The sequence below is a fragment of the Owenweeksia hongkongensis DSM 17368 genome, from assembly GCF_000236705.1.
Taxonomy (GTDB): domain Bacteria; phylum Bacteroidota; class Bacteroidia; order Flavobacteriales; family Schleiferiaceae; genus Owenweeksia; species Owenweeksia hongkongensis.
Genome location: NC_016599.1, coordinates 925,111 through 949,942, shown reverse-complemented (window position 1 = coordinate 949,942; position 24,832 = coordinate 925,111). Strand labels below are relative to the sequence as shown.

Here is a 24,832-nt window from a genome sequence, read left to right as displayed (position 1 = left end):
AAGTATTGTTCTAATCCACAAATATGGTTCAAAGGATTTAAACTAAGGTCACTTTTTGGAAGGTTTTATTGTGCAGGCATAGATTGTTAAAATTTTGCTAAATCGTATGTATCAGGTATTTACCCTATAAATTTTTTGATGATGATGTTCGTTGTGTACTCTAAATCTTATCAAATGTCAATACCTATTTCATGTTATAATTGGCTTATTCAGAGACAGTCAATTGTATTTAGCATTATTCTATGCATGGCACTTATCACGGCCAGAGTGTTGTACACCAGCTCTATTCTTTACCTGTTTTTGGTGTGGAATCTTATCCTTGCAGGAATACCTTATTTGCTTTCAGAAAAACTGAAAACTAAAACTAGCTTGAAGCTAAGCACCGTTTCTCTTTTGGTGCTATTAATTCTCTTCTTGCCCAATGCACCTTATATCACCACAGATTTGTTTCACTTACGTGGAAATTTTGGAGACAGCATATGGTATGATACACTTTTGATTCTATCCTTTGCCTGGAGCGGGTTGTTACTCTTTTTTCATAGCCTTAATAATATTAATGCTTTCATGAGGCAATGGCTTCCTCATGGCAAACGAGTGTTGCTTCTTGTTGCAATTATATTGCTCTGCGCTTATGGAATTTATATCGGTCGATATCTTCGCTTTAATAGCTGGGACGTGGTGAGCAATCCCTTTTCATTGCTTTCACAAATGCTGGATCATGTGATGAATCCTTTTAGCCACCCACGTACTTGGGGTATGACTTTGCTCTATGGAGCGTTTTTAGGGTTTTCTTATTTGAGTTTTAGTAGACCCAAAGAAATGGATTAGTTGAGGTATCATTCCGGGCGAAGTGAAGCGAAGACCCGGAATCTGTTTCTAGCGGAGACGAGCTGGAAGAGATTCCGGCTCAAGGCCGGAATGGAGGGAAAGAGGCTGGAATGAACTATGACTACACCAACCTCTCAATAATCTTCTGATTAGGATCAAAAGGTTTCAACTCATCCAAACCTAAAAACTTGATGGCTGCTGCGATGGCTTCATCATCGGTAAAGGTTTGTCCGGGATGGGAGTGCTGCGTAGCTTTGTGAAACTCGTTTATAGGTGCCAATCCTACCAATTCACTACCGGTAACTTCTACACCTAGCTTTTCGGCTTCTTCTTGGGTGGCTAGGAATACATCCAGCATTCCGGCTTCAGTGATGTCGGTGAGATTGTAACTTACCTGAGCTTTTTGAAAATCCTCGATGTACCAGCCAAGGCCTTTTACAGATTTCAATTTGCCAAAGACTTTACTGCGTTCTCCATTTTCAGCAATTTCCCACTTACCCGATTCACGCACGTTGGAAGCTATCTTTTTGGCAATAGACACATCTTTTGTATTGAGGTTTACATTATAAGCTATTAGTAGTCTCCGCGCACCCATCACCGTTACGCCAAATCTCTCCCAGTTTTTTGGGGAGCCAAAATCGGGTGGGAGGATGTCAAACTTTGCAGGCAAAGATTCGTATTGTCCTTTTCGTAAAAAGGCCAAATTCACACGTTCGGGGTGCACCGCGCTATATTCATAATAATAACCGGGAATGTTGATGGCTTCTTCAAGCTTTAGAGCCAGGCGCACAGTGTAATCAATCACCTCGTTCATGGTTATTCCCTGCAAAGGAATAAATGGACAAACATCTACAGCGCCCTGACGAGGGTGTGTGCCTAGGTGCTTGCTCATATCAATAAGCTCATAGGCTTTCAGATACATCTGAAAAGCAGCTTCCATAACGGCTTCCGGCTCTCCGGTAAAAGTGTACACAGTGCGGTTGGCCGCCAATCCTGAATCTACGTGAAGGAGTTTTACACCTTCTACAGAGCGTATGCTTTGCGCAATAGCTTCAATAATATTGGCATCTCGGCCTTCACTTATATTGGGTACACATTCGAGTATCTGCATTTTGAGCCATTTTGAGGAATGCTAATGTAGGGAAGCTTGGGAATTTTTGATTCGCAAATCGCGATTTGAGGATTGACCCTTAGCTTTTGCCAATCCTCAAATAAAAAGATACCTTTAATACAGTATTACAGCTATTTACCCATGGAAATCAAGGCATACGTAAATCAGGTGATTGCCATGTACCGAAACTCCATTCGGTTGCGCATGATTTATGCCTTGGCGCTGGTGCTGATTGGACTTGCCGTAATTATCCTCAATACGCTTAATGTGCTTTCCCTGCCAGGAGAAATGAAAAACCTGGTAAGTATTTCCGGAACCTTGATTTCATCAATCTGTGCCTTGCCCATCAAGGAAATTGTGGACCGGCTCAACAAAATCAAGTTGATCAAAATTTTGTCAGAAGATGTAGAGAAAGCTTCGGCACAAGACCGCCAGAAGATTGAAGACCTGCTTTGGAGATTTATTGAAAAGAACGCTTTAGACTAAAACTATGGACGATACCATTCTCAAAAAAATAGAGCAGGAAGAAAAGCGTAGAAAACGCAGAATGTACTGGTATTCGTTGATTCCTATTATCATCACGGCTATTTTGGTAGCGGTATCGTATGCTGAAGTAAACTCTGCCCAGCAAAAAGTAGACGATGCCCAAATGAAGGTTGACACGCTGGAAAACCGTGTTCATACTCTAGGTGAAGAGCTGAAGCAAAAGAATGATTCACTAAAAATACTGGAGGAGAGTTTTGAGTTTGCCGTAAATTATAAGGACAAGCGCTATGAAATGAGCTATGTGGGCGATAAGGAAATGTATTCGCAGTACCCTCGGCAAACAGAAATGCTGACCGAAGTGCGTCACCTGATTGAGGAAGATGCCGTAAAATGGAAGCTGGGCGGCAGTTCGCTGCAAGAAGGTTTTGATTCTCCAAGTTTTGCTACGTATCTGATCAATAAATTTTCGAGTACGCAAATACCTAAGGACAAAACCTACCGAATGTATGATTACCTCACCAAAGTGAACCAACCCAAAGTAGGGGATTTAGTGATTTATGAAAAAGGCTACTCTATGATGTACTTCCGCTCGGGCGGAAAGCGCTTTGTGGTAGGTATGACGCCCGTTGGCTTGGCTTCCTTGCAATTAGACTTTGGCCCAAAGATTTTGGGGTATTATAGGGTTGAATATTGATTTATTGGAACCACGCGTTATGAAAAGCGCGGGAACGGGTTTTTGAGATGCCGTGCCTCTGGCACTCTTTAACCTTTTGCTGTTTTATGGTGCTACCAAAATGTCGCTCCTCTGGAGCTTATATTTCATTCCGGGCGAAGTGAAGCGTAGAACCGGAATCTTATATTATGAATAAGCCTAACACCTTTAAATCCACAAAATTTTTACAGTTAAAGTCCCGTAGGGACGATAGCTAGGTAGAAAAGTATTAGGATAATGGTTTTGGAGCCCTGTAGGGACGGCATCTTAATAGGTGATTAACCACGAGCGAGGGCACAGGCAGCAGCGGGCAAAAGAACTACGCGTTATGAAACGCGCGGTACCGGGGTGGAGTATTAGTTTGTTCCTATGTTCAAGCATTTGAACACACAAGTGGTTAGGGAATTTACTCAATTACATAATTAATTACGGTATCAAGATCTTTCACGTCAGATTTTATTGCAAGCCGAATAAACAGATTTGTATTGCTAGCGCTAAGTTTCATAAATGATTTACATCTTGATTTGATTAAAGGGATTAAATAATCTTTACCAGAAACATATTTAAGCAATTTATTATCCTCAGAAGAAATACGGGAACTGATTTTTTCCCACTCAGAGGTGTAGATATTTTTTTCAATTTGACCTGTGGTATTGGTGTATAATTGGTCAATTCTTTTTTGTGTTTTAACAGGACAAACTACACCGTTGCCGTCTTTCGTTAGGCGGTTCACCTTATAACCAACAGTGAGTGTTTCTGGAGTAAGTTTATGAACAACAGCATAGGTAGTAAATAGATTAACTAGCAATTCCTCATTTAAACTGACCCATCTTTTAAAATCCAGTTTCTTAGTCAATTCTTCCTTTGTTATTTCGGGATCTTCTTCATATAGGACTTCGGTAATTGCTTTTTCATCCAAAAGAAAGTTTTCTATTGAATAGCGCGGCAAAACAAACAATCCTTTTAATTTTTCAGTTGCCTCACCTCTGAGAATATATAAGTCACCATCAACAATGAACACCTTTTTTCGTCCATCTGATAACTGATTAGCTCTACATTCTTCAATAACAACATCTCTTGAGCCTAAAGGAAAAATATGCTGGATTTCATATTTATTTTTGAAGGCTTTGTTGAGAAGTTCAACGAAAATTTTTTTGAATCCGACACCTGTATCTTCAACATATACATCAACATCATTGTAATCTTCCAGTAGCACCGACTTAGCTGATTTACTTGATACCCTCCGTTCAATCATCCTAGTGAGAGCTATTTATTCTTACACAACTTCTTTTGTATTCCCCTATAATATCAGGGGAATGAGTTGCTAAAATGAATTGAGTTGCTTTTCCAGCTGACAGCATTTTTTCTATAAATCTCTCCTGCCACCTAATGTGGAGAGAAAGCTCGGGTTCATCAATGATAAAAACATTTTCAGGAAATTTGTTTTCACCATTAAAAATTACGTTAGCAAATAAAACTACCAATTGTCTCTCTCCAGAAGAGAGTGCATCAATCATTGTGGTTTTTCCGTCAGGACGTATAATATTTAGACGCCCTACCTTATCAATTGAAATTCTTTTTTTAGAGTCTCCCAAAAATGAGTTGACTATTGAAATAAACTCATTTATTGGTTTAAATGCTCTGCTTATATTTGAGTTACTTTCATCTATGATATCAAGAATCTTGGTTATTCGTTCAATCTGAGCCTGATTAGTTAGCCATTCGATGTTTATACCATCTTTGCTTTTTTCCATCTGATTGATTAATTCCTCTAGTTTATCGAAAAAGCTCTCTAATTTTTTGTAAAACCTCTCATTGCTATAACCTATTTTTGAAAGTACTTCTTTAATTTCATTCCTCCGTTCCAGCATTTGTCTCCTTTCGATATAGTTTTGCTCTGTCAAGCGTCCCTTAAATGTTGTATACTCAAAGGAAGATAGCAGTATTTCATCTTTTAATTTAGCATGAGAGCGTTCTTCGATAGAGCTTCTTCTTCTATATGCTTCCTGAACAAGCATTTCGGTTTCGAACAAGCTTGTACCTAAGGAGCCCTTAAATTGTCGTTTATAGTTTATATAACCTTTTCTTTCTTTAGCCATTTGACTTCTTCGCTCAAACATATAATCTTCATTCTCCCTATAAATATCATTTGTCCTGTCCAGTCCCATGAAAACTGGTGTCTGTATATTTTTTAGGAAATCGATAACCTTACTAGGTTGATTCTGGGCGAAAACTTGGTCATTTATGTCATGAAGTTCTTTTTTGTGATAATTTAAATATTCAATATTTTCCTTATTAATTGTAGGAATAATTAATGGTTCCTTAATCGAGCTAACTCTAAACTCCAGTGCATCTGAAATACTCTTAACTCCTAGTGTATACTTGGTTTTATTAATTAAAATTGTAAGTGATAAGGTTTCAAACGGAATTGTTAGTAGATCTTTGAAGTTTGGGCATAATATTGCTTGCATTAATACGATTGCAGTAGTTTTTCCAGATCCGTTTCCACCAACTATTATGGACAGCTCATCATTAAACTCAGTATGTATTGGGATATAGCCATGAACTTTAGTAGCTCTAAAACTTAATATTTTCATGTATAATGTTTTACTTTAACCGTGTGTAAAAAGTGTTTTTGAAACTACAAAGGATATAATGAATTGATAAATAAATGGTATCAAAACTAAAGTTTTTGACTTTATCGAAAATACCCCTTCACAAAATCCGTCACTAAATAAGCGATACTCTTGCCGAGCATATCTTTTTCCTGCTGCGAACTGGCGCGGCCGGGTGAGCCTTCACACATATGGAAATAGGCAGGGGCGCGTAGGCCGGCTGTGGCGCGTACTAGGGTTCGTACTTCATTTAGCGTAAAGCCGGAGGGGTTGAGGGCACTCACCGGAAATTTGGTGATCGCATCCAGGTCCAGCTCCAGGCCAAGGGCATCATGTCCGCACCAGTTGAGGATATCCATAAAGATGTGGTTGCGCTCGCTATCGGTTTTGGAAAGCAGCCCTTCAAAGGTTCGGAAAGTAAGTTTGGGGTCTGATTGAAATTTCTCAATAATGCCTTTGCCATTGTAACCTTCATGCAGGCCATACACCGCGTATTTGTCCAAATAGCCCTCGTGACGGGCATAACTAAAGCCATTGCCACTGTGGCGGCCTTCCATATCGCGAAAGTCGGTGTGTGGGTCTATATTCAGCACATTGATGGCCTTGCCCAAAGCTTTGGATGTACCGCTGATATTACCATAGCTGTTGTTGTGGCCACCACCGATAATAATGGGCACTTTGCCGGGTCCTACAATGGCTTCTACGGTTTCGCTTACGTGCGAGTCAATCTTTGTGGTAAGCTCACGCAGTCTTTTCAGATCATCAGCATTGGAGGCGTTCAGATCTCTGGCTTCTGCAAGTAGGTCTTCAAAGCCAAGGTGTCCCAAAATGGCTATTTCGCTGCCATTCAAAAAGGCGTTGCTCTGCACATTTAGCAAGGCTTTGATGGCAATATCCCAGCAATCGGTTGCTCCGCCTATGCCCAGGTTGGCGCGTATGCCGATGTCTTCTTTTATACCAAATAGCACAAAGCGTGCGGTAGATTGCGACAAATCATCCAGCGAAGAAACCAGCTGAACGGTTTCGCCAAGTTTGGTTTCACCCGCACGGGTGGCGGTATTGGCTTGTAATTGCTCTTCGGTGAAAAGCGATAGTTGACTACTCATAGATTTTACCATTTATCAGTACGTGTTCGATGTGATTGTGGCCAAAGTTGTACGGCAGGAATGAAGGGGAGGAGAGAGGCTTGGTGATAATGAGGTTGGCGCGCTTGCCTTTCTCAATACTTCCCAATTCGTCACTCAACTCGATAGCTGCGGCACCGTTTAGGGTAGCTGCCGAAATAGCCTCTTCAGGCGTCATTTTCATCTTGAAAGTAGCGAGTGAAACTACGAGGTTCATATTGCCACTTGGAGACGATCCGGGGTTGTAATCTGTAGCCAATGCAACGATGGCATTTTTGTCGATCAGTTCACGTGCCGGACCGTAGGGGATTTCCAAAAACAGGGAGCATCCCGGAAGCAAAGTCCCGATGGTATCAGACTTTGCCAAAATCGCCACATCTTCGTCAGTCATTACCTCTAAATGGTCTACTGACACCGCGTCATGCTTAACGCTTATTTCAATGGCTCCCAGTGAGTTGAATTGGTTAACATGAAGTTTTGATTTTAAGCCATTTTCATTTCCTGCTACAATGATGTCTTCCATCTCTTCGGTGGAAAAATAGCCTTTTTCGCAGAATACATCCACATAATCTGCCAACTTTTCTTCGGTAATTTTTGGAAGCATTTCTTCCACAATCTGCTTCACATATCCTGCATGATCGTCCTTAAATTCTTCGGGAAAAGCATGCGCTCCAAGGAAGCTCGTTTTGATCGGAATCGGGAAGTTTTCAGCCAGCTTTCGAGCTACCCTCAGGATCTTCACTTCGCTCTCGGTGGTCAGTCCGTAACCACTCTTAATTTCGATAGCTCCGGTTCCTAGTTTTATTAATTCATCCAGTCGTCCCGCTGCTGCTTCGTAAAGCTCTTCTTCGCTGGCGCTTCGTAGCTTGCGTGCTGAGTTTAGAATGCCTCCACCTTCATTAGCAATCTGCTCGTAGGTCATGCCGTGCAGGCGCTTGGCAAATTCATCTTCTCGTGTACCCGCATACACCAGGTGAGTGTGGCTGTCAACCCAGGTAGGGAGTAGCATTCCGCCTTTGGCGTCTATCTTTTCGTCTGCTGCTGGCTCCGAGCCCTTAGTTCCGTAGTCTGCGATTTTGCCATCCTCCATCAATAGCCATGCGTTTTCAGTAGTCGGGAAGTCTCCCAATTCCTTACCGCGCTTGTGTTTACGCTTGTTTTGGTCGATGTGGAGGATTAGGGAAATGTTATGGATTAATGTTTTCATCAATTGAAAATATGGTTTCTCTATTTTGGGTGGTAAAATTAGAAGGAAAATATGGACAGGAGGTTCTTGCAGGTTATCAAAGCCTGTAAGTTTTGAGTACGATCCTAAATTTTAATTACGACTATCTTATTATCATCAATAGTAACTCTAGCTCCACTATAAGTGAAGTCTGAAATATTCTTAACGATAAAACATTCTCCCGGCTGGCTTGTGATGCTCACTTGAATTGTATCTTGAACGCTGGAGGATAAATATAAATAGTATTCCTTATTAAAAGTTAGAAGGCCATAGTCAAAAAACACTAGGCTATCTTCAATTCGTAAATCCCATCTTTCAGCCCCATTTATCATTTTGATAGAGTCGGGGTGAAACATTTTACCTTCTCCAATAAGGGGGCTTCCCCATCTGTCCAATAAAAGAAATTGCCCACACGCACAAGCGGGCATAACGTTGGCGCAAGGCCCTAAATCATCGTCAGTGCATGAAGTAAAAAGAATTATAATGGAGAGAGCGGTAAAAAGGAATTTAGGAGTTTTGTGCATGAAGCTGAGCTTAGGTTTGTGACTGGTTTAGTTTTTCGAGCTTCAATATAAGGTTTTACTTACTTTATGTATTTGGAATTAGCGTCAATTATGGAGTCTGGTAAGTAGTCACTTTTGATTTTTAGAAAATCATAAAGCTGCTTTAAATAAGCTTCTTGTAAGAGCACAAAGGTTTCATAACTCCATATCATCGATTTGGATTCGCTTCCCATTATGTCTTTTATTATTTCTGTAGATTTCAATTGGTTGAGCTTTCTGCTCTTTTGAGAACGTTTCATTCTATCTAAAACAGAATTGCTTGAAATAGAAGCATCACGAGTGCAAAGGATGAAATTAGCATCATAGAAATCTTCCCATTCAGAAATTGGTGGCCATTGAGAAATTTCACCAAAAGGGAGGGAGCGATGGCAAACTAAATGCTTGACCTCTGAGCAAGGTTTGGTAAACCCATTTTCTCTATCGCAATCCCACTTATTGCAGCAATTAAATCCACGACCATTCCAGCCGGTATCACCATTGAGGGCTGTAGATATCACTTTAGCAATAAATGTGCTTCCCGAACTTTCCGGACCAATAACGAAAATGCATTTTTCTTTCATGGGTGTAGATAAATCTTGGTGAGATAAAACTTTCCAGGGTAATCAAAATTAAAAAGCCACCCTTTTGAGGTGGCTTTCGCAATCAGATAATTTCTGATTAAATATCGTCAAAGCTTACATCGGTAAAAGCTTTTGCTGCTGGTTTTGAAGAATCATTTTCTGCATTAGCAGTTTCGTATTGCTCTTCATTAGGTTCACTTCTTTGGTGAAAGTCCGATTGATGTGTTTCTGAAATTACCTCTTCACCTTTTTCATTTACAATAAAGTCAGTGATTTCGTTTAGAATATCTCTGAAGTTTTCAAAGTCTTCTTTATAAAGGTAAATCTTGTGCTTTTTATAAAACTGGTTTCCGTTTTCGTTGGTGTGCTTCTTACTTTCTGTAATTGTCAGGTAGTAATCATCTGCCTTGGTGGCTCTCACATCAAAAAAGTAGGTTCTTCTACCTGCCCTTAAAACCTTGGAATGTATTTCTTCTTGCCCGTTATGAACTTGGTCCTTCATTGTATCAATCAGTTTTCAGATACGGACAAAACTAAAAAAATTCTCTTATTACAAACACAGAATTAAAATTACACGGCTTTTTTTGAATCTTCGATCAATTGCTGCTCGTACATCATCTTATAATAACCGTCTTTTTCCATTAGCTCGTCATGGGTTCCTTTTTCTATAATCGCTCCGTTATCAAGCACCAGGATAGAGTCAGCATGCTTTACAGAAGAAACTCGGTGGCTAATAATAAGGGTTGTCCGCTTATCAATCAATCGCTTTAGGTTGCCCAAAATCTTTTCTTCAGTCTCAGTATCCACGGCTGATAAACAGTCATCAAAGATCATAAGCTTGGGCTCCTTAATGATGGCACGAGCAATGCTTACACGCTGCTTTTGCCCACCACTTAAGGTTATTCCTCTTTCACCTACGCGCGTTTCATATCCTTGCGGAAAATCCACAATATTGTGGTGAACTTCTGCATTTTTGGCGGCATTGATTACCACTTCTTCGCTGGCATTTTCAAGGCCAAAACCTATATTTTTTGCAATAGTTGATGAAAACAGAAATGCTTCCTGCGGCACATAGCCAATAGATTTCCTAAGGTCGGAAAGGTTTATTTGCTTGATATTTTTATCATCGATAAGAATTTCACCCTCCGTCACATCATATAAACGTCCAATCAAAGATGCGATGGTGGATTTACCAGAACCGGTCTTGCCAATTACCGCCAGCGATTGTCCTTCTTCAATGGTAAATGAAACATTATTCATCGCTTTGATTCCAGTGTCAGGGTAGGTGAAGCTTACGTTCTTAAACTCAATTTTACCTTTTAGGTCAAGCGGCTCTGTAGTTGGATTTTCAATTTCTGGAGTGATTTTTAAAAACTCATTGATACGGGTTTGCGAAGCTGCTGCTCTTTGCACAAGTGAAGTTACCCAACCAATGGAAGCAACTGGCCATGTTAGCATGTTTACATAAATGATAAATTCAGCAATGTTTCCGGTAGTAATATTGCCCTTGATAGCTTCCTGACCTCCAATATATATGGTGAAAATGGTAGACATGCCAATCAGCAAAAGCATAAGGGGAAAGAAGAGGGAGTTAATTCTATAGAGTTCTTCGTTTTTTTCCAAATAGGTATCGGCTTCTTTTCTAAACTCTTTGCGAGAATGTGCCTCACGCACGTACGCTTTTAGCACTCGTATACCTGAAAAAGCTTCCTGTACAAAAGAAGTAATAGAGCTTAGTTGACGCTGTACCTGCTCACTTTTTACATTTATCATGGCGCTCACATAGTATATGGCTACGGCCAAAATGGGGAGGGGAGCCAATGCGTAAAGCGTAAGTCTTACATTGATAGTAAGCATTATACTAATTATGATAATAAGTGATAAGCCCACGTTAATCGTGTACATTATAGCTGGCCCCAAATACATTCGCACTCGGCTCACATCTTCGCTTATACGGTTCATCAGGTCACCCGTATTGTTGCGTTTATAGAAGGCTAACGACAATTTTTGATACTGGTCAAAAATTTCATTTTTCATATCATACTCAATAAAGCGGCTTACCACAATTATGGTTTGGCGCATAAAGAACATAAAAAGACCCTTTAACAATGAAGCTCCTATAATGATAAGGCCATACATGATGAGCTTGCTACGAAGTTCGCCCATATCTGTATTTCCAGTTGGTGAATTGTAACGGTCAATAGCAACTTGCACGGTGTCAAATGACTCGCGAACAAACTGTGCCGGAAATACTCCGAAAATTACGGAGATGGTAACAAACAGAACGCCCAGTAAAAGGCGTCCGCGATATTTGTAGAAATATTTATTTAGAACTTTTAGAGACTTCATTCAATTGCTTCCTGTCAAAAATTCGATTACTTTTGCCGTCTGAAATTTAACCCCCACAGGGGGCGATTTTAGAGCTTTCAAAGGTAAAGCTATTATCTCGTTTACGATTTTTTACAATATCAATATTAGCAATGAGCGATCTTACCATACTGAACAAGTCTATCGACCGCGGACCGGTCTTTAATTCAGAGGCCTTTAAAGGGCACGAGCAACTAGTATTTTGCCAAGATGAAGAAACCGGCCTAAAAGCCATCATCGGTATTCACAGTACCACATTGGGCCCAGCCCTTGGAGGTACTCGTATGTGGAACTACGAAAATGAAGCTGACGCGATTCGCGATGCACTTCGTCTTTCAAGAGGAATGACTTATAAAGCATCGATTTCAGGGCTTGACCTTGGCGGTGGAAAAGCAGTAATTATTGGCGATAGCCGTAAGGATAAAACGGATGCTCTTATGCGCAAGTTTGGTGAGTACGTAAACTCACTTTCAGGACGCTACATTACAGCAGAAGATGTGGGTATCAATACTCACGATATGGAAATGGTAAAGCTTGAAACCAACCACGTTACTGGAATTCCTGAGCACATGGGCGGTAGTGGTGACCCCAGTCCCGTAACCGCTTACGGGGTGTTTATGGGTATGAAGGCTTCTGCTCAGCAAAAGTGGGGGTCTGATAACCTTGCCGGAAAAAAAGTATTAGTTCAAGGAATTGGTCACGTTGGTGAAACTCTGGTAAAATACCTGACTGATGAAGGAGCTATAGTTACCATCAATGACATCCACGAAGATAGAATTGTAGAAATTTCTGCTAAGTACAACACTCAAGTTTACCGTGGTAATAATCTATTTGAAGTTGAAATGGACATCTATGCACCATGTGCTCTTGGAGCAACGGTAAATAGCAAGACCATCGAAATGATGAAATGCGATATTATTGCAGGAGCAGCCAATAATCAACTTGAAGATGAAGTGGTACATGGCCAAATGGTAAAAGATAAGGGTATCTTATACGCACCGGATTTTCTTATTAACGCTGGTGGTTTGATCAACGTATACCGCGAAATAGCTGGTTATGATCAAGCAGAAGCCATGCGTAGAACCGAGAATATTTACGATACCACTTTAAGAATTTTCAAGCTTTCGCAAGAACGCAATATTTCTACTCACGAAGCAGCATTGAAAATTGCTGAAGAGCGCGTAGCCCTAAAAAAAGCTGAACTAGCTAACGCATAAAACCAAGCCACTACATGCTGAGCCGTAGACATATACGTATCAAGGTGCTTCAGGCGCTATATGAGTACTTTCAAAATGAAGGTACAGAAATGACCAGGGGCAATAAGCGTCTAATGGAAAGCATCCATGGCATTTATGACCTATATCTTTTTGAACTCAAAGCTTTATCGGATTTACTCCGAATAGCTGAAGATGAAATTGATAGAAGAAAGAACAAGAGACTGCCTACAGCCGATGATCTTAATCCAAGTACTCGCTTTGTGGACAATATGTTTTTGAATTGGTTAAAATCCAATGTTAATTTCAACAAACAGATTGAGCTAAACCATGTGAGTTGGGGAGAGAATAGAGATGCTCTTCGCAACATTTATAAGCAAATGGAGGCTAGTGAAGAGTATGCAGAATACATTGCTCTTCCTGAAAATAGTATTGAGGCTGATAAGAAGTTTATAAAGTGGGTTTATGGAACCTACATTGTAAATAGCGATTTGGTGCACCAACTGTATGAAGATAAAAACATGCATTGGGCAGATGATTTGGATGCTGCACAAATGATGGTGGCTAAAACCATAAAACGCTTTTCAGCAGAGATGGATGAATTTACAGCTTTGCCAAAGCTTATCAAGGATTCTGATGATTTGTCATTTGCCGAAACACTTTATAAAAAGTGTATAGCCAATAGCGAAGCTTATGAGGAACTTATCCACGAAAAGGCGGTAAACTGGGAAATGGATCGCATTGCGCTTATTGATATTATTTTGATGAAGCAAGCCATAGCTGAACTTACCAACTTTAAGGAAATACCCATTAAAGTAACCTTTAATGAGTACATAGAATTGAGCAAAGAATACAGTACGCCTAAAAGTGGAAACTTTATAAACGGGATACTTGACAAGTTAAAGACAGATCTTGTTGATAAAGGTGATATCCGAAAAATTGGCAGAGGACTTCTTTAGCATCATTTTTGTTAATATTGAAAACTCAAATTTTAAAAAATAAAATACCACACAAATGAGAAAAATTGCATTCGCTTTTTCAGGATTGCTTTTAATGGCATTCACCGCATGTGACAATGCTGCAAGTAAAGTAGCTTCAGATGATACTGAAGGTACTAAAGTAGAAGCTGCTGACGTAGAAACTAAAGGAACACCTTCTTTTGAATTTACTGAAGAGACTTTTGACTTTGGCGAAATTGAGGAAGGAACTGTAGCTAAGCATGACTTCGTATTCAAAAATACAGGAGATGCTCCGTTGATTATTACCAATGCAGCTGGTAGCTGTGGATGTACTGTGCCACAATGGCCACGTGAGCCAATCGCCCCAGGTGAGGAAGGTACCATCCACGTTGAGTTTAACAGCCAAGGCCGTGCAGGTAACCAGCAAAAGCAAGTTACCCTTAGCGCTAACACTGTACCTAATTCTAAAGTGCTTAAGATTTCAGCTCAGGTAAAGCCTTCAGCTGATGCTAGTGCAGAAGCTCAAAATTAATATTTGATGATATTATCTATTTTTTTACAAGCGGCCGGTGGTGGCTTGGGATCTCTTTTACCGCTTTTACTTGTAATTGTGGTTATGTATTTCTTTTTCTTCCGTCCGCAAATTAAGCGTCAGAAAGAAGAGAAAAACTTCCAGAATGAAATAAGTAAAGGAATGCGCATTGTGACCACAAGTGGTATACACGGCAAAATCCTTGAAGTAGAAGAGAAATATATTATTTTGGAAAGTGAAAATAGCCGCTTGCGAATTGACAAGACAGCGGTAAATAAAGCTATGAGTGCTATTTATCTTCCAAAAGATGAAAAAAAGAAGGACGATCCAAAAGAGAAGTCCGACAAGAAGTAAATTAGAAACGGGCCTTAGTGCCCGTTTTTTTATATGGCAAACAACAACCTGGAAAACATAAAAGAAAAGTTGCTAAAATTGGGGAAACCCTTGCTAGCAGGTGATAATCGTGCGAAAGTACTTTGCATCATCCTTTCTGTTTTTCTATGGTTTTTGATTAAGCTTTCAAAAGAGGGGTACACAGGTGAAGTCAACTTCCCTGTGATTTACAAGGAAGTTCCTGCCAATAAAAAGTTACTAAACCAGCCAATCGATCACCTCAAGGTTACGCTTCGTTCTCAGGGCTTTGAAATTTTAAAATATAAGATTCGTTCATTACGTCCTATCGAAATTGACGTAAGTAGGCTGGATATGAGCAATGCCGAGCATTATACTTGGAATACGCAATCCAGGCGAAATATGATCTCGTCACAACTGGGCGATAATACCGAAATAGTGGACATAAAGCCGGATACAGTTCATTTTAACTTTAGCCTGGTGCGAAGTAAGAAGGTTAAGGTGTACTTTAAAGGAAAACGTCAAATTTCAGATTTTAAAACACTCTATGCAGAGCCTGTAATTACACCAGACTCTGTTATGATATCTGGTTCTGAGCAAACTTTAAGTCAAATAGACTCACTCTTCATTAAACCAATATCTCCAAGTGAGGACACAGATTCCTTAGATGTAGAGGTGGAGTTGCAAATGTCAAAAAACAAGGATTTAGAAATTATTCAGGAAAAAGTAAGGGTTCAGGCTTTATACACCAGCCTTACCGAGGGTAAGTTTGAAATTCCTGTAAAGGTGATCAACCTGCCAAAGTCATATAATATCACGCTATTTCCTAATAAGGTTTTTGTCAAATATCAACTTGCTTTAGAGGATTTTAGCAAGGTTTCAAAAGATGATTTTGAAGCTTATGTAGACTACGATCAAATTGAGAGCATGGAGAATGATCGCTTTCTTACTGTTTACATGGAATCTTCTCCACCTTATCTCAAGAAGCTTATTATTGACCCTAAGCAGCTTGAGTTTATTATTACCGAAAAATGATAATTGGTCTCACAGGCGGTATAGGTAGCGGAAAATCTACAGTTGCCAAAATTTTTGAATTTTTAGGAGTTCCGGTGTATGAAGCCGATGCTTTTTCTAAAACCATTATTGATACCGATAAGGAATTACAAGCTGAAGTGGTAAGTCTGTTGGGAACCGAAATAATAGAGGAAGGTAAAATCGTTCGCCCAAAAATGGCAGAACTCATTTTTGGAGACAAAAATCTGTTACAAAAGGCAAATGACCTAATACACCCTGCGGTAGCGCGTCACTTTCAAAACTGGTACGAGAATCAATCCTATCCTTACGTGATAAAGGAAGCTGCTATACTTTTTGAGAGTGGTAGCTATAAGAGTTGTGATAAAATTTTGGTAGTAGCAGCGCCAAAGGAGATGCGAATAAACCGCGTAATGGCCCGTAGTAGTATGACTAGGGAAGAGGTTGAGGCAAGGATGAACAATCAATGGCCGCAAGAACAAAAATTGGAAAAAGCTGATTATATTGTTACAAATGATCTTACCGAATCGGTGATAAAGCAAGTAATCAACATCCATGAAAATATTATCCGCACAGCAAATTCGGGAAGCCGATAAGCAAACTATACAAAACGAGCCAATATCCTCTATAGATCTTATGGAGCGGGCGGTTTCTAAGCTTTTTGAGAGTATTGATGCCAGTTATTCTGATGATAGTTCTTTTGCTATATTTTGTGGTAAAGGCAACAACGGTGGTGATGGTTTGGCTCTTGCCAGATGGCTTTTTCAAAACGACTATTTCGTTCAAGTATTTATAATCGAACATAGTGATTCTGCTAGTGAAGATTTTAAGGAAAACTATAAAAGGCTTAGTGATTTAGAAGTAGGAGTATTGCATATTTCAGCTGCAGCAGAAATTCCAGAAAGGGATGATGACACTGTTTTAATTGACGCAATGCTTGGGTCGGGGTTATCAAGACCACTCGAAGGTTTGCTGGCCGATGTAGTAAAATCTCTTAATACTTTACAGAATGAAAGGCTTGCGATAGATATTCCTACAGGTTTATTTGCAGATGATAACTCTGAGAACAGCTTTGATGTAATTTTTAAAGCAGATGTGACGCTTACATTTCAATGTCCTAAGCTTAGCATGGTGCATAAGGATACCGCGCATTTAGTTGGTCAAATCGAAGTTTTGGATATTAACTTAGATGAGGCCTTTATTGAAAGAACGTTTTCTTTGTATTCATACCTTATACCTGATCAAGTTGCGGACTTATATAAGCCAAGGGAAAAATTTTCATATAAAGGAACCTACGGTCACGCTTTACTAATTGCAGGCAGCTATGGTAGTTTGGGGGCAGCTCTGATGAGCGGAAAGGCTTGCTTGCGAAGCGGAGCAGGACTGCTGACAGCTTTTATTCCAAAATGCGGTGTAGAAATTTATCAAAGTGCTTTACCCGAAGCCATGGTGATTTCTTCAGATAATGAAGAGGTAATTTCAGGTTTACCTGATTTGGAAAAATACAATGCGGTAGGAGTGGGCCCAGGTTTGGGAACTTCTTCTGAAGCGTCTAAAACTCTAGAAAACCTATTAGGAGCCTTTGACGGCAAAATGGTGCTTGATGCTGATGCCCTAAATATTTTGGCAGCAAACCCTGACTTTGTAAATAAGCTGAGTACCCAAACAATTCTAACTCCTCACCCCGGAGAGTTCAAAAGGCTTTTAGGTCTTCAAGAACTAAAGCCAGATTACCTAGAAAGACTGAGGGAATTTGCTAAAAAACATTCCATTATTGTTGTTTTAAAAGACGCCATCACGGCCATTGCAGCGCCCGATGGACAAATCTATTTTATGGACTATGGCACCCCTGCTTTGGCTAAAGGAGGAAGTGGAGATGTGCTCACAGGAATTATTACAGGACTTTTGGCTTCTGGCTATGAGCCTTTACATGCAACAAAATTAGGCGTTTACCTTCAGGGGATAGCGGCCCATTTTGCAAGTGATGAAACTTCAGAAGAAGCATGCCTGGCCACAGATGTAATTCATAATCTAGGGAAGGCTTTTAGAACGTTGAGTTAACTTACTTCTTTTGAAATAAAACATATTTCAGCCCACTGGGAGAAGTCCATTCATGGAGTTCTTCCAGTTTTTGCTCTTGTCTTACTTGTTGTAATTCTATGCCATATTGCACCGTAATATACTGCTGATCAAAAATGAAAAGAGAAGGTTGCGTCAATTCATCCAAATGATTGTAGACGTTCCAATTGCTTCTTTCCTGAGGATCAATAAAGTTAATCCCTAGTCCAATTGCGAGGTACGGCTTGTCAATTACAAAATGCCGTATATCGGGATACTTTTCTTTGATGAATGGGCCTATTTCAGAATTGATAAAACGGTCTTCTACATTAAGTTTTAAATGAGCATTGTAGTAATATTTTGAAACCGGACTAGTGAAGGTAATGCCGGCCTGAATGATAATAATTGTTAACGGGAGGATATATGATCGGCCAGCAAAAAGCTTAGCGGAAGTGTCTTTTAAAAGAATTAGCCCATCCAGCATGATCAACCAAAGAAGAGGAAATACGGTGATTAATGTTCGAGATAAGCCCGCGCTGCCATAAATCCCTAAAGCCCACACTACGGTATGTCCTACAAGTAGCGAGAAGAAAATCCCATGGACAAGCCACAGTTCGGATTTCCACTTAAAACTTCCCTGAATAAAAGCTTTACGCAAAAATTGAATGAGACCTAAGCCTGCCAAAATAATAAAGGGAACCCCCAGCATGTGAGTAAGCATATTCACATAATGCAACCATTCACCATGGCCATATACCGAGCCAGTAGGATTATAGGGTACTTCAAAAATCCATAATGGACTTTCTAAATATAAGGAACCTACCAAGCCATAAATAAGGTAGCCAGAAAGTAGGAGTGGAGTGAGTTTCCAACCTTTATTTAAAACGGCAAAGACAAAGAAGAAGAGAAGAAAAACCTGTGCTTCGGATCTACAAAATGGAAGAAATGATGCCAAAAATAATCCCCAACCCATTTTGCCACTAAGGCAGAGGTACACAGCACCAACTACTACTAAAGATGAAAAAGGCTCGGTAAGTCCGCTGAAAAGAAAGGTGTAATAAGCGGGTGCTACAAAAGCCATAATTGTTATTGCCCAGGGCCATGGCTTCGATAAGCGTATGGCAATCAAAGCTGTGAGGTAGGAGCTAAAAACACCACAGAAAATATTGAAAAATTTAATACCAATAAAACCAAACTGAGCCCATGGTGAAGCAAATAGCGTGAAAAATGGTTTTCCCCAATGGTCAAAAAAATTGATGGGTTCTTTCCAAGCTAATTGAGCAAAAAAGAAGTGGGTGATAGAATCACCGCCACCTCCTGTGCCATCAGTAAAAAAAGCTAAAACCCAAAGCACCAAAAGAATGATGGCATGGGTTATTAGTAAAATGCGTTTTGTCATAAGATGGAAAGGTCACCTTTTCCTTCCCGAATAACTTCAGGGCTACCCAAAGTAAGATCAATAACTGTAGAGTCATGATTATCTCCCATTCCGCCATCAATAATGAGATCTACCTGTTTGCCATATTTTTCTAAAATAAGCTCTGGATCGGTGGTGTAATTAATGATTTCGTCTTCATCATGTACAGAAGAAGCGATGATAGGATTTCCAAGAGCACGTACTATTTCGCGAGGAATATTATTGTCAGGAATACGAATACCAATTGTTTTCTTTTTGCTTTTAAAGATTTTTGGAATGGCATTACTGGCATCCAAAATGAAAGTATACGGACCAGGAAGAGCACGATTGAGCAATTTGTAGGTTGGTGTGTCTACTTGTTTGGTGTATTCTGAAAGGTGAGACAAATCTGAAAAAATAATGGAAAAATTGGCCTTTTCAATTTTAATATTTTTCAAACGAGCAACCTGCTCTAAAGCCCTAGACTTAGTAATATCACAGCCAAAGGAGTAAACCGTATCTGTAGGATAAATGATGACACCACCTTTTTTTAAAACGTCTATTACTTTTTGAATCGCTTTTGGATTCGGGTTTTCAGGGTAGATTTTTACTAATTCTGCCATGGTTGAATTTTAATGACCCAAAATAAAAAATGCCCCTGAATATTCAGAGGCATTGAAAATATAAATGTTGCTGTTATTCTATTGAGCAGCTTTTTTATGATCAGCAAGGAATTTTTCCAAACCAATATCAGTAAGCGGATGATTAAGCAAACCTGTAATAGAGCTTAATGGACCTGTAATTACATCAGCGCCAATTTCAGCGCAGTCAATTACGTGCATAGTATGACGAACAGAAGCAGCAAGAATTTCCGTTTCAAAACCGTAGTTGTCATAGATTAGACGAATCTTTTCGATTAACTCTAAACCATTGGTTGAAATATCATCCAAACGACCAATAAATGGAGAAACATAAGTAGCTCCAGCTTTGGCTGCTAAAAGTGCTTGGCCTGCAGAGAATACTAGAGTACAGTTGGTTTTAATACCGTTGTCACTAAAGTATTTAAGGGCTTTGATACCATCTTTGATCATTGGTACTTTTACAATGATTTGTGGGTGAAGAGCAGCAAGAGCTTCTCCTTCCTTGATCATTCCTTCAAAATCGGTTGAAATAACCTCTGCACTCACATCACCATCTACCAATTCGCAGATTTTCAAATAGTGTTGCTTGATGTTTTCTTCACCTGTAATGCCTTCTTTGGCCATCAGTGACGGATTGGTAGTTACACCATCCAATACTCCAAGATCCTGAGCTTCTTTGATTTGTTCAAGATTAGCGGTATCAATAAAAAATTTCATGGTAAATGTTTATTGTGAGCTGCAAAAGTAGAAAGTAAAATAGTATCTACCTTAATGAAGTTGCTTTTTTGATAGATCGTTTGTGTGAGCCATGGGCAATTGGAATTTAAACTCACTGCCTTCGCCTTCTTCCGAGTTAACGGATAGTTCGCTTTTATGCAAATTTATTAGCTCTTTACACAAACTCAAACCAAAGCCTGTACCTTGTTCCTTAGCAGTTCCCATGGTAGTAAACTTTCCTGGCCCTTGAAACAGTTTTTTCTGATTTTCTTTTGAAATCCCTTGACCGTTATCTTTCACCGAAATACAAATCATGTCACCATCTTGTTCAGAAATTACTTTTACACATCCAGATTCAGGTTGGGTGTATTTCAGGGAGTTATTTACCAAATTTCTTAATACTGTCTTTATCATTTCACGATCACCTGAAACTGCAAGGTCACTTGGAATTTCCATGCTCAGCGCAATTTTCTTAGAAATGCTCTTTGGATAAGATGCTTCAAAAACTTCACTGACTAAATTTGATAAAATAAAAGGGGTAGGGTTGATATCTAATCCACCTGTTTGGGTTCTGATCCAGTCAAGAAGGCCATCAAGCAAACTTTTGGTTTTATCAAAGTTACCGTGAAGAAGTGAGAATAGGTGAATGAGCTCTTCTTTTGGAAATTCATCCGGAGTTTCCAAAACCAACTCGGAGAGGGAGTGGGCAGAATAAACAGCATCTTTTAAATCATGAGCTAAAATAGAAAGCATTCGCTCTTTAGCCTTATTGCTTTTTTCAAGGCTATTATTTTGCTCAGACATTTTTATGTTAAACTCGTGCTCTTTTGTAATGTCATTGGCTACCATTACAAGCCCAGCGTAGGAGCCGTCTTTATGTGAAATAGAAGAGAAGTTCTCTAGAAAATAATATCGTTGTTTTTTTATGTTGAATTGAGATACCTCCTTCCAATGTTTGACAGATTTAGACTTCTTCAAAGCATTTTTCCAAGATGAAAAAGCCTCTGTTTCAAGAAGCTTTTCTTCCATCTGATCTCCGGCCTGCAATTCTACGTTAATCCAATTTTTAAAGAAATTTACAGCTGGTTTATTTATCACACGGATCACGCCATCGGCTCCCAAAGAGATAATAAGACTTTCAGAACGATTGATTACAGCTAGTATTCTTAGGTTTAGCTCCCGTTGGTTTTTTTGATTTTCTTTCAACTTATTGTTAAGTTGAGTTACTATATATGCTATAAGCAGAAGTAAAACTATTAATGTAACGGAAGCAATCAATAGATCTTTTTGATCTTCAATGACATTTGAGTATTCATTCTTAGTATTCTGAAGCTCATTATTTTCATGTTGAGCCTCTATCATTTCACCGCCCAGATTCATTAAATCCTTTAGGGCAATGCTATTTTGGGTGATAAAAGAATCTTTTAGTGCTGAAACCTTTTCTGAATAGAGAAGCGCATCTTCGGTATTTCCTTGCTGTAACGCTATTTCTTTGTTAAGATTAGTAAAGGCGATAGCTCCTTTATAATCACGGCCAGCAAGTTGTTCTCTATAGCCTCTGGTTGCATAGGCTTTCGCTTGGTCAAATTCATTGGTAGAAATATAAAGTTTGCTTAAGCTTTGGTTCAGCTCTTCATAAAGCTCTTCTTGTTTATTAGTGTATGCATAACTATTCACCTTGTCCAATAGAATCTGTGCTTCATCAGTATTTCCTTGAAGGATTTTTAGATGTCCTTTTTTAAGTTCTAATTGTTTATACCATATATTATTAGAATCAAGCCCGTCTAATGCAAGTCCTTCATTTATCACTGAGTCAGCCTTAGCATAGTGCCCTAAATCGCTGTGAACCCTTGCTATGTAGTTGTGACTGTGAGCAATTAGTTCAGGTTGGGGTAGTGTAAGCCTATATTCAAGACCTTTATTAAAAGATTTCAAAGCCCCTGAGTAATCCTTAAATTGTAATTGGCACAATCCAATATTATTATGAGCAAGGGATTTACCATATACTTTATTGGCTTTATCAGCCGAATCAAAGAGGTCAATGGCAGGTTGATAAAATTTTATAGCTTCTTCATACTGCCCAAGGTTGTAATAAATAGTGCCGAGTTCTATTTGAGCAAAGCCTGCGCGAAATTTATGTTTGTCGCTCTGATTGTAAAGGTTGATACTCTGCCTGAGAGCCATGCTCGCCTCTTTATAATTTAAATTAGCAAGGTGCAGAGCTCCTTTGATTTCTAGGATTTTAGCTAAAGCTAATGTTTGTGTACGAGCGTTGGTAAAGTTGCTAGCTGAGTCTAGGTAACTTTGTGCAAGGTCAGGAGATGTAGAGTTTACTTTCCAAGCAAATTGTTGAAAATGATTGATGATACTGTCCATAACAGCATCCTCCTTATCTTCCATAGCATCATTAAGAGACTGACCATAGACAATGCTAATAGAGAATATTAAAACAAGAAGCGTTAAAACAGTATAGTCTTTAGTCAGCTTCATTAATCGCGTTAGAGGTTAAGGTTAATGAGGTACCAAAGTAAGAAAGATAACACAATTTCACCTTTTTACTAAGTAAGCTGTTCTATTTTTTTAGTGAGGGAGAGAAATTGCTGGAGAGAAAAAAAGAAAGGCAAGCGATCCATATCACACCGCTCGACCAGATACCCTTGCTACGTTCCCGTCCTGGGGGAGTTCACCAGGAGCTGGTTGTATGGGACTTGCCTTAGTCGGCAAAAGTAGTATAAACATTGGAAACATTAAAACTTTCTTCACTTTTCTCGCAAGGCATTTTATCTATATTTGTCGCCTATCCTAAAACATAGAATTTCGACAATGAACAATGCCGTAAAATCAGCCGCTTCAAAGTTTGGCCCTATCATAGCCGCTATAGGTATATCTTACACATTAATAGCCTACTTAGTAGATATGCACCTCATGGTGAATATGTGGGCAGGTATCTCATTATGGGTTATCAATTTTGTCTTATTGATTATCGCTGTGCGCACAGCCAAGGTTGCAATGGGTGGGTTCATTTCATTTAAGAATGCTTTCTCCACGTTCCTTCTAACCTTTGTTTTATCATCTTTACTGTCAACTGTTTTTGCAATTTTGTTGTTTGGAGTTGTTGATACTGAGGCTGCTGATCAACTGCAAGAACTTACCATAGAAACTTCAGTATCCTTTATGGAAAAGCTGGGTACACCAGAATCTGAAATTGAAAAACAGGTGAGCGCTATGGAGGAAAACAATCAATTTTCTGCTTTAAATCAGGTAAAAGGCTTTTTTATGGGAATAGTGTTTTACGCTATTTTGGGACTTATCGTGGCTGCGGTAATGAAAAAAGACAAGCCCAATTTTGAGTATCAACCTCTAGATGGCGACAACGAATAGATGGATATTTCTATAGTAATTCCTCTTTATAACGAAGACGAGTCCTTACCGGAACTTTATAGATGGATTGCCAAAGTAATGGTGGCCAACAATTATTCTTATGAAGTAATATTTGTAGATGATGGCTCTACCGACAACAGTTGGCAGGTTATTACTGAATTGGCTGCTGCTCATCCCGAGGTAAAAGCAATCAAATTCAGACGTAATCACGGAAAGTCGGCAGGGTTGAATGTAGGCTTTGAAGCCGCCCAAGGTGATGTAGTTTTCACCATGGATGCCGATCTTCAGGATAGCCCGGATGAAATACCAGGGATGCGCGCCATGATTGTAGATGAAGGTTATGATCTTATTAGTGGATGGAAGAAAAAGCGCTATGATCCGATTTCTAAAACTATTCCTACCAAGCTTTTTAACTGGGCTACGCGCAAGATGAGCGATATCGAGCTGCATGATTTCAATTGCGGCTTGAAAGCATATAAACACGATGTAGTTAAAAACGTGGATGTACATGGTGAAATGCACCGGTACATTCCTTTTTTGGCAAAAAATGCCGGATTTAAAAAGATAGGGGAGAAAGTAGTGGAGCACCGTGCCCGTAAATATGGTACTACCAAGTTTGGTTTGGAGCGTTTTGTCAATGGCTTTTTAGATTTGGTAACCCTTGCCTTCATTTCCAAGTTTGCCAAGCGCCCTATGCACTTCTTTGGCCTTTTCGGAACGCTGATGTTCTTAATAGGTTTTGGAGCCATAGTTTATATAGGTGCTGATAAACTTTATATGTTGAGCATTGGCCAAAAGGCCCGACTGGTAACTGATATCGCTTGGTTTTACATTTCGCTTACCTCAATGATATTGGGAACCATGCTTTTCCTTACAGGATTTATAGCCGAGCTTATCGTTCGCAATAGCGGAAGGAAAACTGAGTATACCGTTGGGCAAAGATTAAACCTAGACTAGCAT

General features: G+C 39.5%; 25 protein-coding genes and 1 other RNA gene. 12 read left to right on the top strand and 14 right to left on the bottom strand.

Features of this window, described 5'->3' with window-relative positions:
- The first annotated feature begins 174 nt into the window (after positions 1 to 174).
- Positions 175 to 828: a DUF1361 domain-containing protein gene (locus OWEHO_RS04335; RefSeq protein ID WP_169312760.1), complete on the top strand. Its 654-nt coding sequence runs from the start codon at positions 175 to 177 to the stop codon at positions 826 to 828.
- Positions 829 to 949: 121 nt separating this feature from the next.
- Here OWEHO_RS04335 and ftcD read toward each other — a convergent pair whose 3' ends face one another.
- Positions 950 to 1,939 (bottom strand): glutamate formimidoyltransferase, encoded by a 990-nt coding sequence (ftcD, locus tag OWEHO_RS04330; protein WP_014201250.1) that lies wholly within the window; start codon positions 1,937 to 1,939, stop codon positions 950 to 952.
- A gap of 141 nt (positions 1,940 to 2,080) precedes the next feature.
- Between ftcD and OWEHO_RS04325 the strand changes: the two genes are divergently transcribed.
- On the top strand, positions 2,081 to 2,425 hold the full coding sequence (locus tag OWEHO_RS04325; RefSeq protein WP_014201249.1) for a hypothetical protein: 345 nt from the start codon (positions 2,081 to 2,083) through the stop codon (positions 2,423 to 2,425).
- 4 nt (positions 2,426 to 2,429) lie between these two features.
- Positions 2,430 to 3,119: a hypothetical protein gene (locus tag OWEHO_RS04320; protein WP_014201248.1), complete on the top strand. Its 690-nt coding sequence runs from the start codon at positions 2,430 to 2,432 to the stop codon at positions 3,117 to 3,119.
- Between the two features lie 424 nt (positions 3,120 to 3,543).
- Here the strand turns inward: OWEHO_RS04320 and OWEHO_RS04315 are convergent, their stop codons facing one another.
- From OWEHO_RS04315 to OWEHO_RS04280, 8 genes are all read right to left on the bottom strand, one after another.
- Positions 3,544 to 4,353: a DUF4435 domain-containing protein gene (locus OWEHO_RS04315; RefSeq protein WP_169312759.1), complete on the bottom strand. Its 810-nt coding sequence runs from the start codon at positions 4,351 to 4,353 to the stop codon at positions 3,544 to 3,546.
- A 40-nt stretch (positions 4,354 to 4,393) separates the two neighbouring features.
- Positions 4,394 to 5,734, bottom strand: a complete 1,341-nt coding sequence (locus OWEHO_RS04310; RefSeq protein WP_014201246.1) for an AAA family ATPase — start codon at positions 5,732 to 5,734, stop codon at positions 4,394 to 4,396.
- A gap of 101 nt (positions 5,735 to 5,835) precedes the next feature.
- The gene (locus tag OWEHO_RS04305; protein WP_014201245.1) at positions 5,836 to 6,858 is read right to left on the bottom strand and encodes a formimidoylglutamase; all 1,023 of its coding nucleotides are present in this window, start codon (positions 6,856 to 6,858) and stop codon (positions 5,836 to 5,838) included.
- Positions 6,851 to 8,083 carry an imidazolonepropionase gene (hutI, locus tag OWEHO_RS04300; protein WP_014201244.1) on the bottom strand — a complete coding sequence of 411 codons (1,233 nt, stop codon included), beginning with the start codon at positions 8,081 to 8,083 and terminating at the stop codon, positions 6,851 to 6,853. Before hutI ends, OWEHO_RS04305 begins: the two co-directional genes overlap by 8 nt.
- 104 nt (positions 8,084 to 8,187) lie before the next feature.
- Positions 8,188 to 8,625, bottom strand: coding sequence for a hypothetical protein (locus tag OWEHO_RS04295; RefSeq protein ID WP_014201243.1), 438 nt, complete (start codon positions 8,623 to 8,625; stop codon positions 8,188 to 8,190).
- 59 nt (positions 8,626 to 8,684) lie between these two features.
- Positions 8,685 to 9,224, bottom strand: coding sequence for a hypothetical protein (locus tag OWEHO_RS04290; RefSeq protein WP_014201242.1), 540 nt, complete (start codon positions 9,222 to 9,224; stop codon positions 8,685 to 8,687).
- Between the two features lie 97 nt (positions 9,225 to 9,321).
- Positions 9,322 to 9,726, bottom strand: coding sequence for a PUR family DNA/RNA-binding protein (locus OWEHO_RS04285; protein WP_014201241.1), 405 nt, complete (start codon positions 9,724 to 9,726; stop codon positions 9,322 to 9,324).
- Positions 9,727 to 9,794: 68 nt separating this feature from the next.
- Positions 9,795 to 11,573, bottom strand: coding sequence for an ABC transporter ATP-binding protein (locus OWEHO_RS04280; RefSeq protein ID WP_014201240.1), 1,779 nt, complete (start codon positions 11,571 to 11,573; stop codon positions 9,795 to 9,797).
- 131 nt (positions 11,574 to 11,704) lie between these two features.
- Here OWEHO_RS04280 and OWEHO_RS04275 point away from each other — a divergent pair, with 131 nt between their 5' ends.
- Genes OWEHO_RS04275 through OWEHO_RS04245 form a run of 7 tightly spaced genes read left to right on the top strand, consistent with a single transcriptional unit; the run spans position 11,705 to position 17,740 of the window.
- Positions 11,705 to 12,808: a Glu/Leu/Phe/Val family dehydrogenase gene (locus OWEHO_RS04275; protein ID WP_014201239.1), complete on the top strand. Its 1,104-nt coding sequence runs from the start codon at positions 11,705 to 11,707 to the stop codon at positions 12,806 to 12,808.
- Positions 12,809 to 12,822: 14 nt separating this feature from the next.
- A complete protein-coding gene (nusB, locus tag OWEHO_RS04270; protein ID WP_014201238.1) occupies positions 12,823 to 13,764 on the top strand; it encodes a transcription antitermination factor NusB in 942 nt (313 codons plus the stop codon).
- Between the two features lie 55 nt (positions 13,765 to 13,819).
- Positions 13,820 to 14,296: a DUF1573 domain-containing protein gene (locus OWEHO_RS04265; protein WP_014201237.1), complete on the top strand. Its 477-nt coding sequence runs from the start codon at positions 13,820 to 13,822 to the stop codon at positions 14,294 to 14,296.
- 6 nt (positions 14,297 to 14,302) lie between these two features.
- Positions 14,303 to 14,650: a preprotein translocase subunit YajC gene (yajC, locus tag OWEHO_RS04260; protein WP_014201236.1), complete on the top strand. Its 348-nt coding sequence runs from the start codon at positions 14,303 to 14,305 to the stop codon at positions 14,648 to 14,650.
- Positions 14,651 to 14,683: 33 nt separating this feature from the next.
- Positions 14,684 to 15,682 carry a CdaR family protein gene (locus OWEHO_RS04255; RefSeq protein ID WP_014201235.1) on the top strand — a complete coding sequence of 333 codons (999 nt, stop codon included), beginning with the start codon at positions 14,684 to 14,686 and terminating at the stop codon, positions 15,680 to 15,682.
- Positions 15,679 to 16,275 (top strand): dephospho-CoA kinase, encoded by a 597-nt coding sequence (coaE, locus tag OWEHO_RS04250; RefSeq protein ID WP_014201234.1) that lies wholly within the window; start codon positions 15,679 to 15,681, stop codon positions 16,273 to 16,275. Before OWEHO_RS04255 ends, coaE begins: the two co-directional genes overlap by 4 nt.
- Positions 16,235 to 17,740: a bifunctional ADP-dependent NAD(P)H-hydrate dehydratase/NAD(P)H-hydrate epimerase gene (locus tag OWEHO_RS04245; RefSeq protein WP_014201233.1), complete on the top strand. Its 1,506-nt coding sequence runs from the start codon at positions 16,235 to 16,237 to the stop codon at positions 17,738 to 17,740. Before coaE ends, OWEHO_RS04245 begins: the two co-directional genes overlap by 41 nt.
- Position 17,741: 1 nt before the next feature.
- Here OWEHO_RS04245 and OWEHO_RS04240 read toward each other — a convergent pair whose 3' ends face one another.
- From OWEHO_RS04240 to ffs, 5 genes are all read right to left on the bottom strand, one after another.
- Positions 17,742 to 19,136, bottom strand: coding sequence for a hypothetical protein (locus OWEHO_RS04240; RefSeq protein WP_014201232.1), 1,395 nt, complete (start codon positions 19,134 to 19,136; stop codon positions 17,742 to 17,744).
- On the bottom strand, positions 19,133 to 19,756 hold the full coding sequence (locus tag OWEHO_RS04235; protein WP_014201231.1) for an L-threonylcarbamoyladenylate synthase: 624 nt from the start codon (positions 19,754 to 19,756) through the stop codon (positions 19,133 to 19,135). The genes OWEHO_RS04240 and OWEHO_RS04235 overlap by 4 nt, the downstream gene beginning before the upstream one ends.
- 78 nt (positions 19,757 to 19,834) lie before the next feature.
- Positions 19,835 to 20,491, bottom strand: a complete 657-nt coding sequence (fsa, locus tag OWEHO_RS04230) for a fructose-6-phosphate aldolase (RefSeq protein ID WP_014201230.1) — start codon at positions 20,489 to 20,491, stop codon at positions 19,835 to 19,837.
- Between the two features lie 51 nt (positions 20,492 to 20,542).
- Entirely contained in the window at positions 20,543 to 22,981 is a 2,439-nt protein-coding gene (locus OWEHO_RS04225) for an ATP-binding protein (protein WP_014201229.1), read from the bottom strand.
- 125 nt (positions 22,982 to 23,106) lie between these two features.
- Positions 23,107 to 23,205: signal recognition particle sRNA small type (gene ffs, locus OWEHO_RS17615), an RNA gene on the bottom strand.
- 109 nt (positions 23,206 to 23,314) lie between these two features.
- Between ffs and OWEHO_RS04220 the strand changes: the two genes are divergently transcribed.
- Together OWEHO_RS04220 and OWEHO_RS04215 are read left to right on the top strand one after the other, a co-directional pair.
- A complete protein-coding gene (locus OWEHO_RS04220) occupies positions 23,315 to 23,872 on the top strand; it encodes a DUF4199 domain-containing protein (protein WP_014201228.1) in 558 nt (185 codons plus the stop codon).
- The gene (locus tag OWEHO_RS04215; RefSeq protein WP_014201227.1) at positions 23,873 to 24,829 is read left to right on the top strand and encodes a glycosyltransferase family 2 protein; all 957 of its coding nucleotides are present in this window, start codon (positions 23,873 to 23,875) and stop codon (positions 24,827 to 24,829) included.
- Positions 24,830 to 24,832: the final 3 nt, after the last annotated feature.

What these genes read in the sequence shown, in the direction of transcription:
- OWEHO_RS04335 (WP_169312760.1), top strand. Translation starts at nt 175, where the DNA reads ATGTCAATACCTATTTCATGTTATAATTGGCTTATTCAGAGACAGTCA.
- ftcD (WP_014201250.1), bottom strand. Translation starts at nt 1,939, where the DNA reads ATGCAGATACTCGAATGTGTACCCAATATAAGTGAAGGCCGAGATGCC.
- OWEHO_RS04325 (WP_014201249.1), top strand. Translation starts at nt 2,081, where the DNA reads ATGGAAATCAAGGCATACGTAAATCAGGTGATTGCCATGTACCGAAAC.
- OWEHO_RS04320 (WP_014201248.1), top strand. Translation starts at nt 2,430, where the DNA reads ATGGACGATACCATTCTCAAAAAAATAGAGCAGGAAGAAAAGCGTAGA.
- OWEHO_RS04310 (WP_014201246.1), bottom strand. Translation starts at nt 5,734, where the DNA reads ATGAAAATATTAAGTTTTAGAGCTACTAAAGTTCATGGCTATATCCCA.
- OWEHO_RS04305 (WP_014201245.1), bottom strand. Translation starts at nt 6,858, where the DNA reads ATGAGTAGTCAACTATCGCTTTTCACCGAAGAGCAATTACAAGCCAAT.
- hutI (WP_014201244.1), bottom strand. Translation starts at nt 8,083, where the DNA reads ATGAAAACATTAATCCATAACATTTCCCTAATCCTCCACATCGACCAA.
- OWEHO_RS04295 (WP_014201243.1), bottom strand. Translation starts at nt 8,625, where the DNA reads ATGCACAAAACTCCTAAATTCCTTTTTACCGCTCTCTCCATTATAATT.
- OWEHO_RS04290 (WP_014201242.1), bottom strand. Translation starts at nt 9,224, where the DNA reads ATGAAAGAAAAATGCATTTTCGTTATTGGTCCGGAAAGTTCGGGAAGC.
- OWEHO_RS04285 (WP_014201241.1), bottom strand. Translation starts at nt 9,726, where the DNA reads ATGAAGGACCAAGTTCATAACGGGCAAGAAGAAATACATTCCAAGGTT.
- OWEHO_RS04280 (WP_014201240.1), bottom strand. Translation starts at nt 11,573, where the DNA reads ATGAAGTCTCTAAAAGTTCTAAATAAATATTTCTACAAATATCGCGGA.
- OWEHO_RS04275 (WP_014201239.1), top strand. Translation starts at nt 11,705, where the DNA reads ATGAGCGATCTTACCATACTGAACAAGTCTATCGACCGCGGACCGGTC.
- nusB (WP_014201238.1), top strand. Translation starts at nt 12,823, where the DNA reads ATGCTGAGCCGTAGACATATACGTATCAAGGTGCTTCAGGCGCTATAT.
- OWEHO_RS04265 (WP_014201237.1), top strand. Translation starts at nt 13,820, where the DNA reads ATGAGAAAAATTGCATTCGCTTTTTCAGGATTGCTTTTAATGGCATTC.
- yajC (WP_014201236.1), top strand. Translation starts at nt 14,303, where the DNA reads ATGATATTATCTATTTTTTTACAAGCGGCCGGTGGTGGCTTGGGATCT.
- OWEHO_RS04255 (WP_014201235.1), top strand. Translation starts at nt 14,684, where the DNA reads ATGGCAAACAACAACCTGGAAAACATAAAAGAAAAGTTGCTAAAATTG.
- coaE (WP_014201234.1), top strand. Translation starts at nt 15,679, where the DNA reads ATGATAATTGGTCTCACAGGCGGTATAGGTAGCGGAAAATCTACAGTT.
- OWEHO_RS04245 (WP_014201233.1), top strand. Translation starts at nt 16,235, where the DNA reads ATGAAAATATTATCCGCACAGCAAATTCGGGAAGCCGATAAGCAAACT.
- OWEHO_RS04240 (WP_014201232.1), bottom strand. Translation starts at nt 19,136, where the DNA reads ATGACAAAACGCATTTTACTAATAACCCATGCCATCATTCTTTTGGTG.
- OWEHO_RS04235 (WP_014201231.1), bottom strand. Translation starts at nt 19,756, where the DNA reads ATGGCAGAATTAGTAAAAATCTACCCTGAAAACCCGAATCCAAAAGCG.
- fsa (WP_014201230.1), bottom strand. Translation starts at nt 20,491, where the DNA reads ATGAAATTTTTTATTGATACCGCTAATCTTGAACAAATCAAAGAAGCT.
- OWEHO_RS04225 (WP_014201229.1), bottom strand. Translation starts at nt 22,981, where the DNA reads ATGAAGCTGACTAAAGACTATACTGTTTTAACGCTTCTTGTTTTAATA.
- OWEHO_RS04220 (WP_014201228.1), top strand. Translation starts at nt 23,315, where the DNA reads ATGAACAATGCCGTAAAATCAGCCGCTTCAAAGTTTGGCCCTATCATA.
- OWEHO_RS04215 (WP_014201227.1), top strand. Translation starts at nt 23,873, where the DNA reads ATGGATATTTCTATAGTAATTCCTCTTTATAACGAAGACGAGTCCTTA.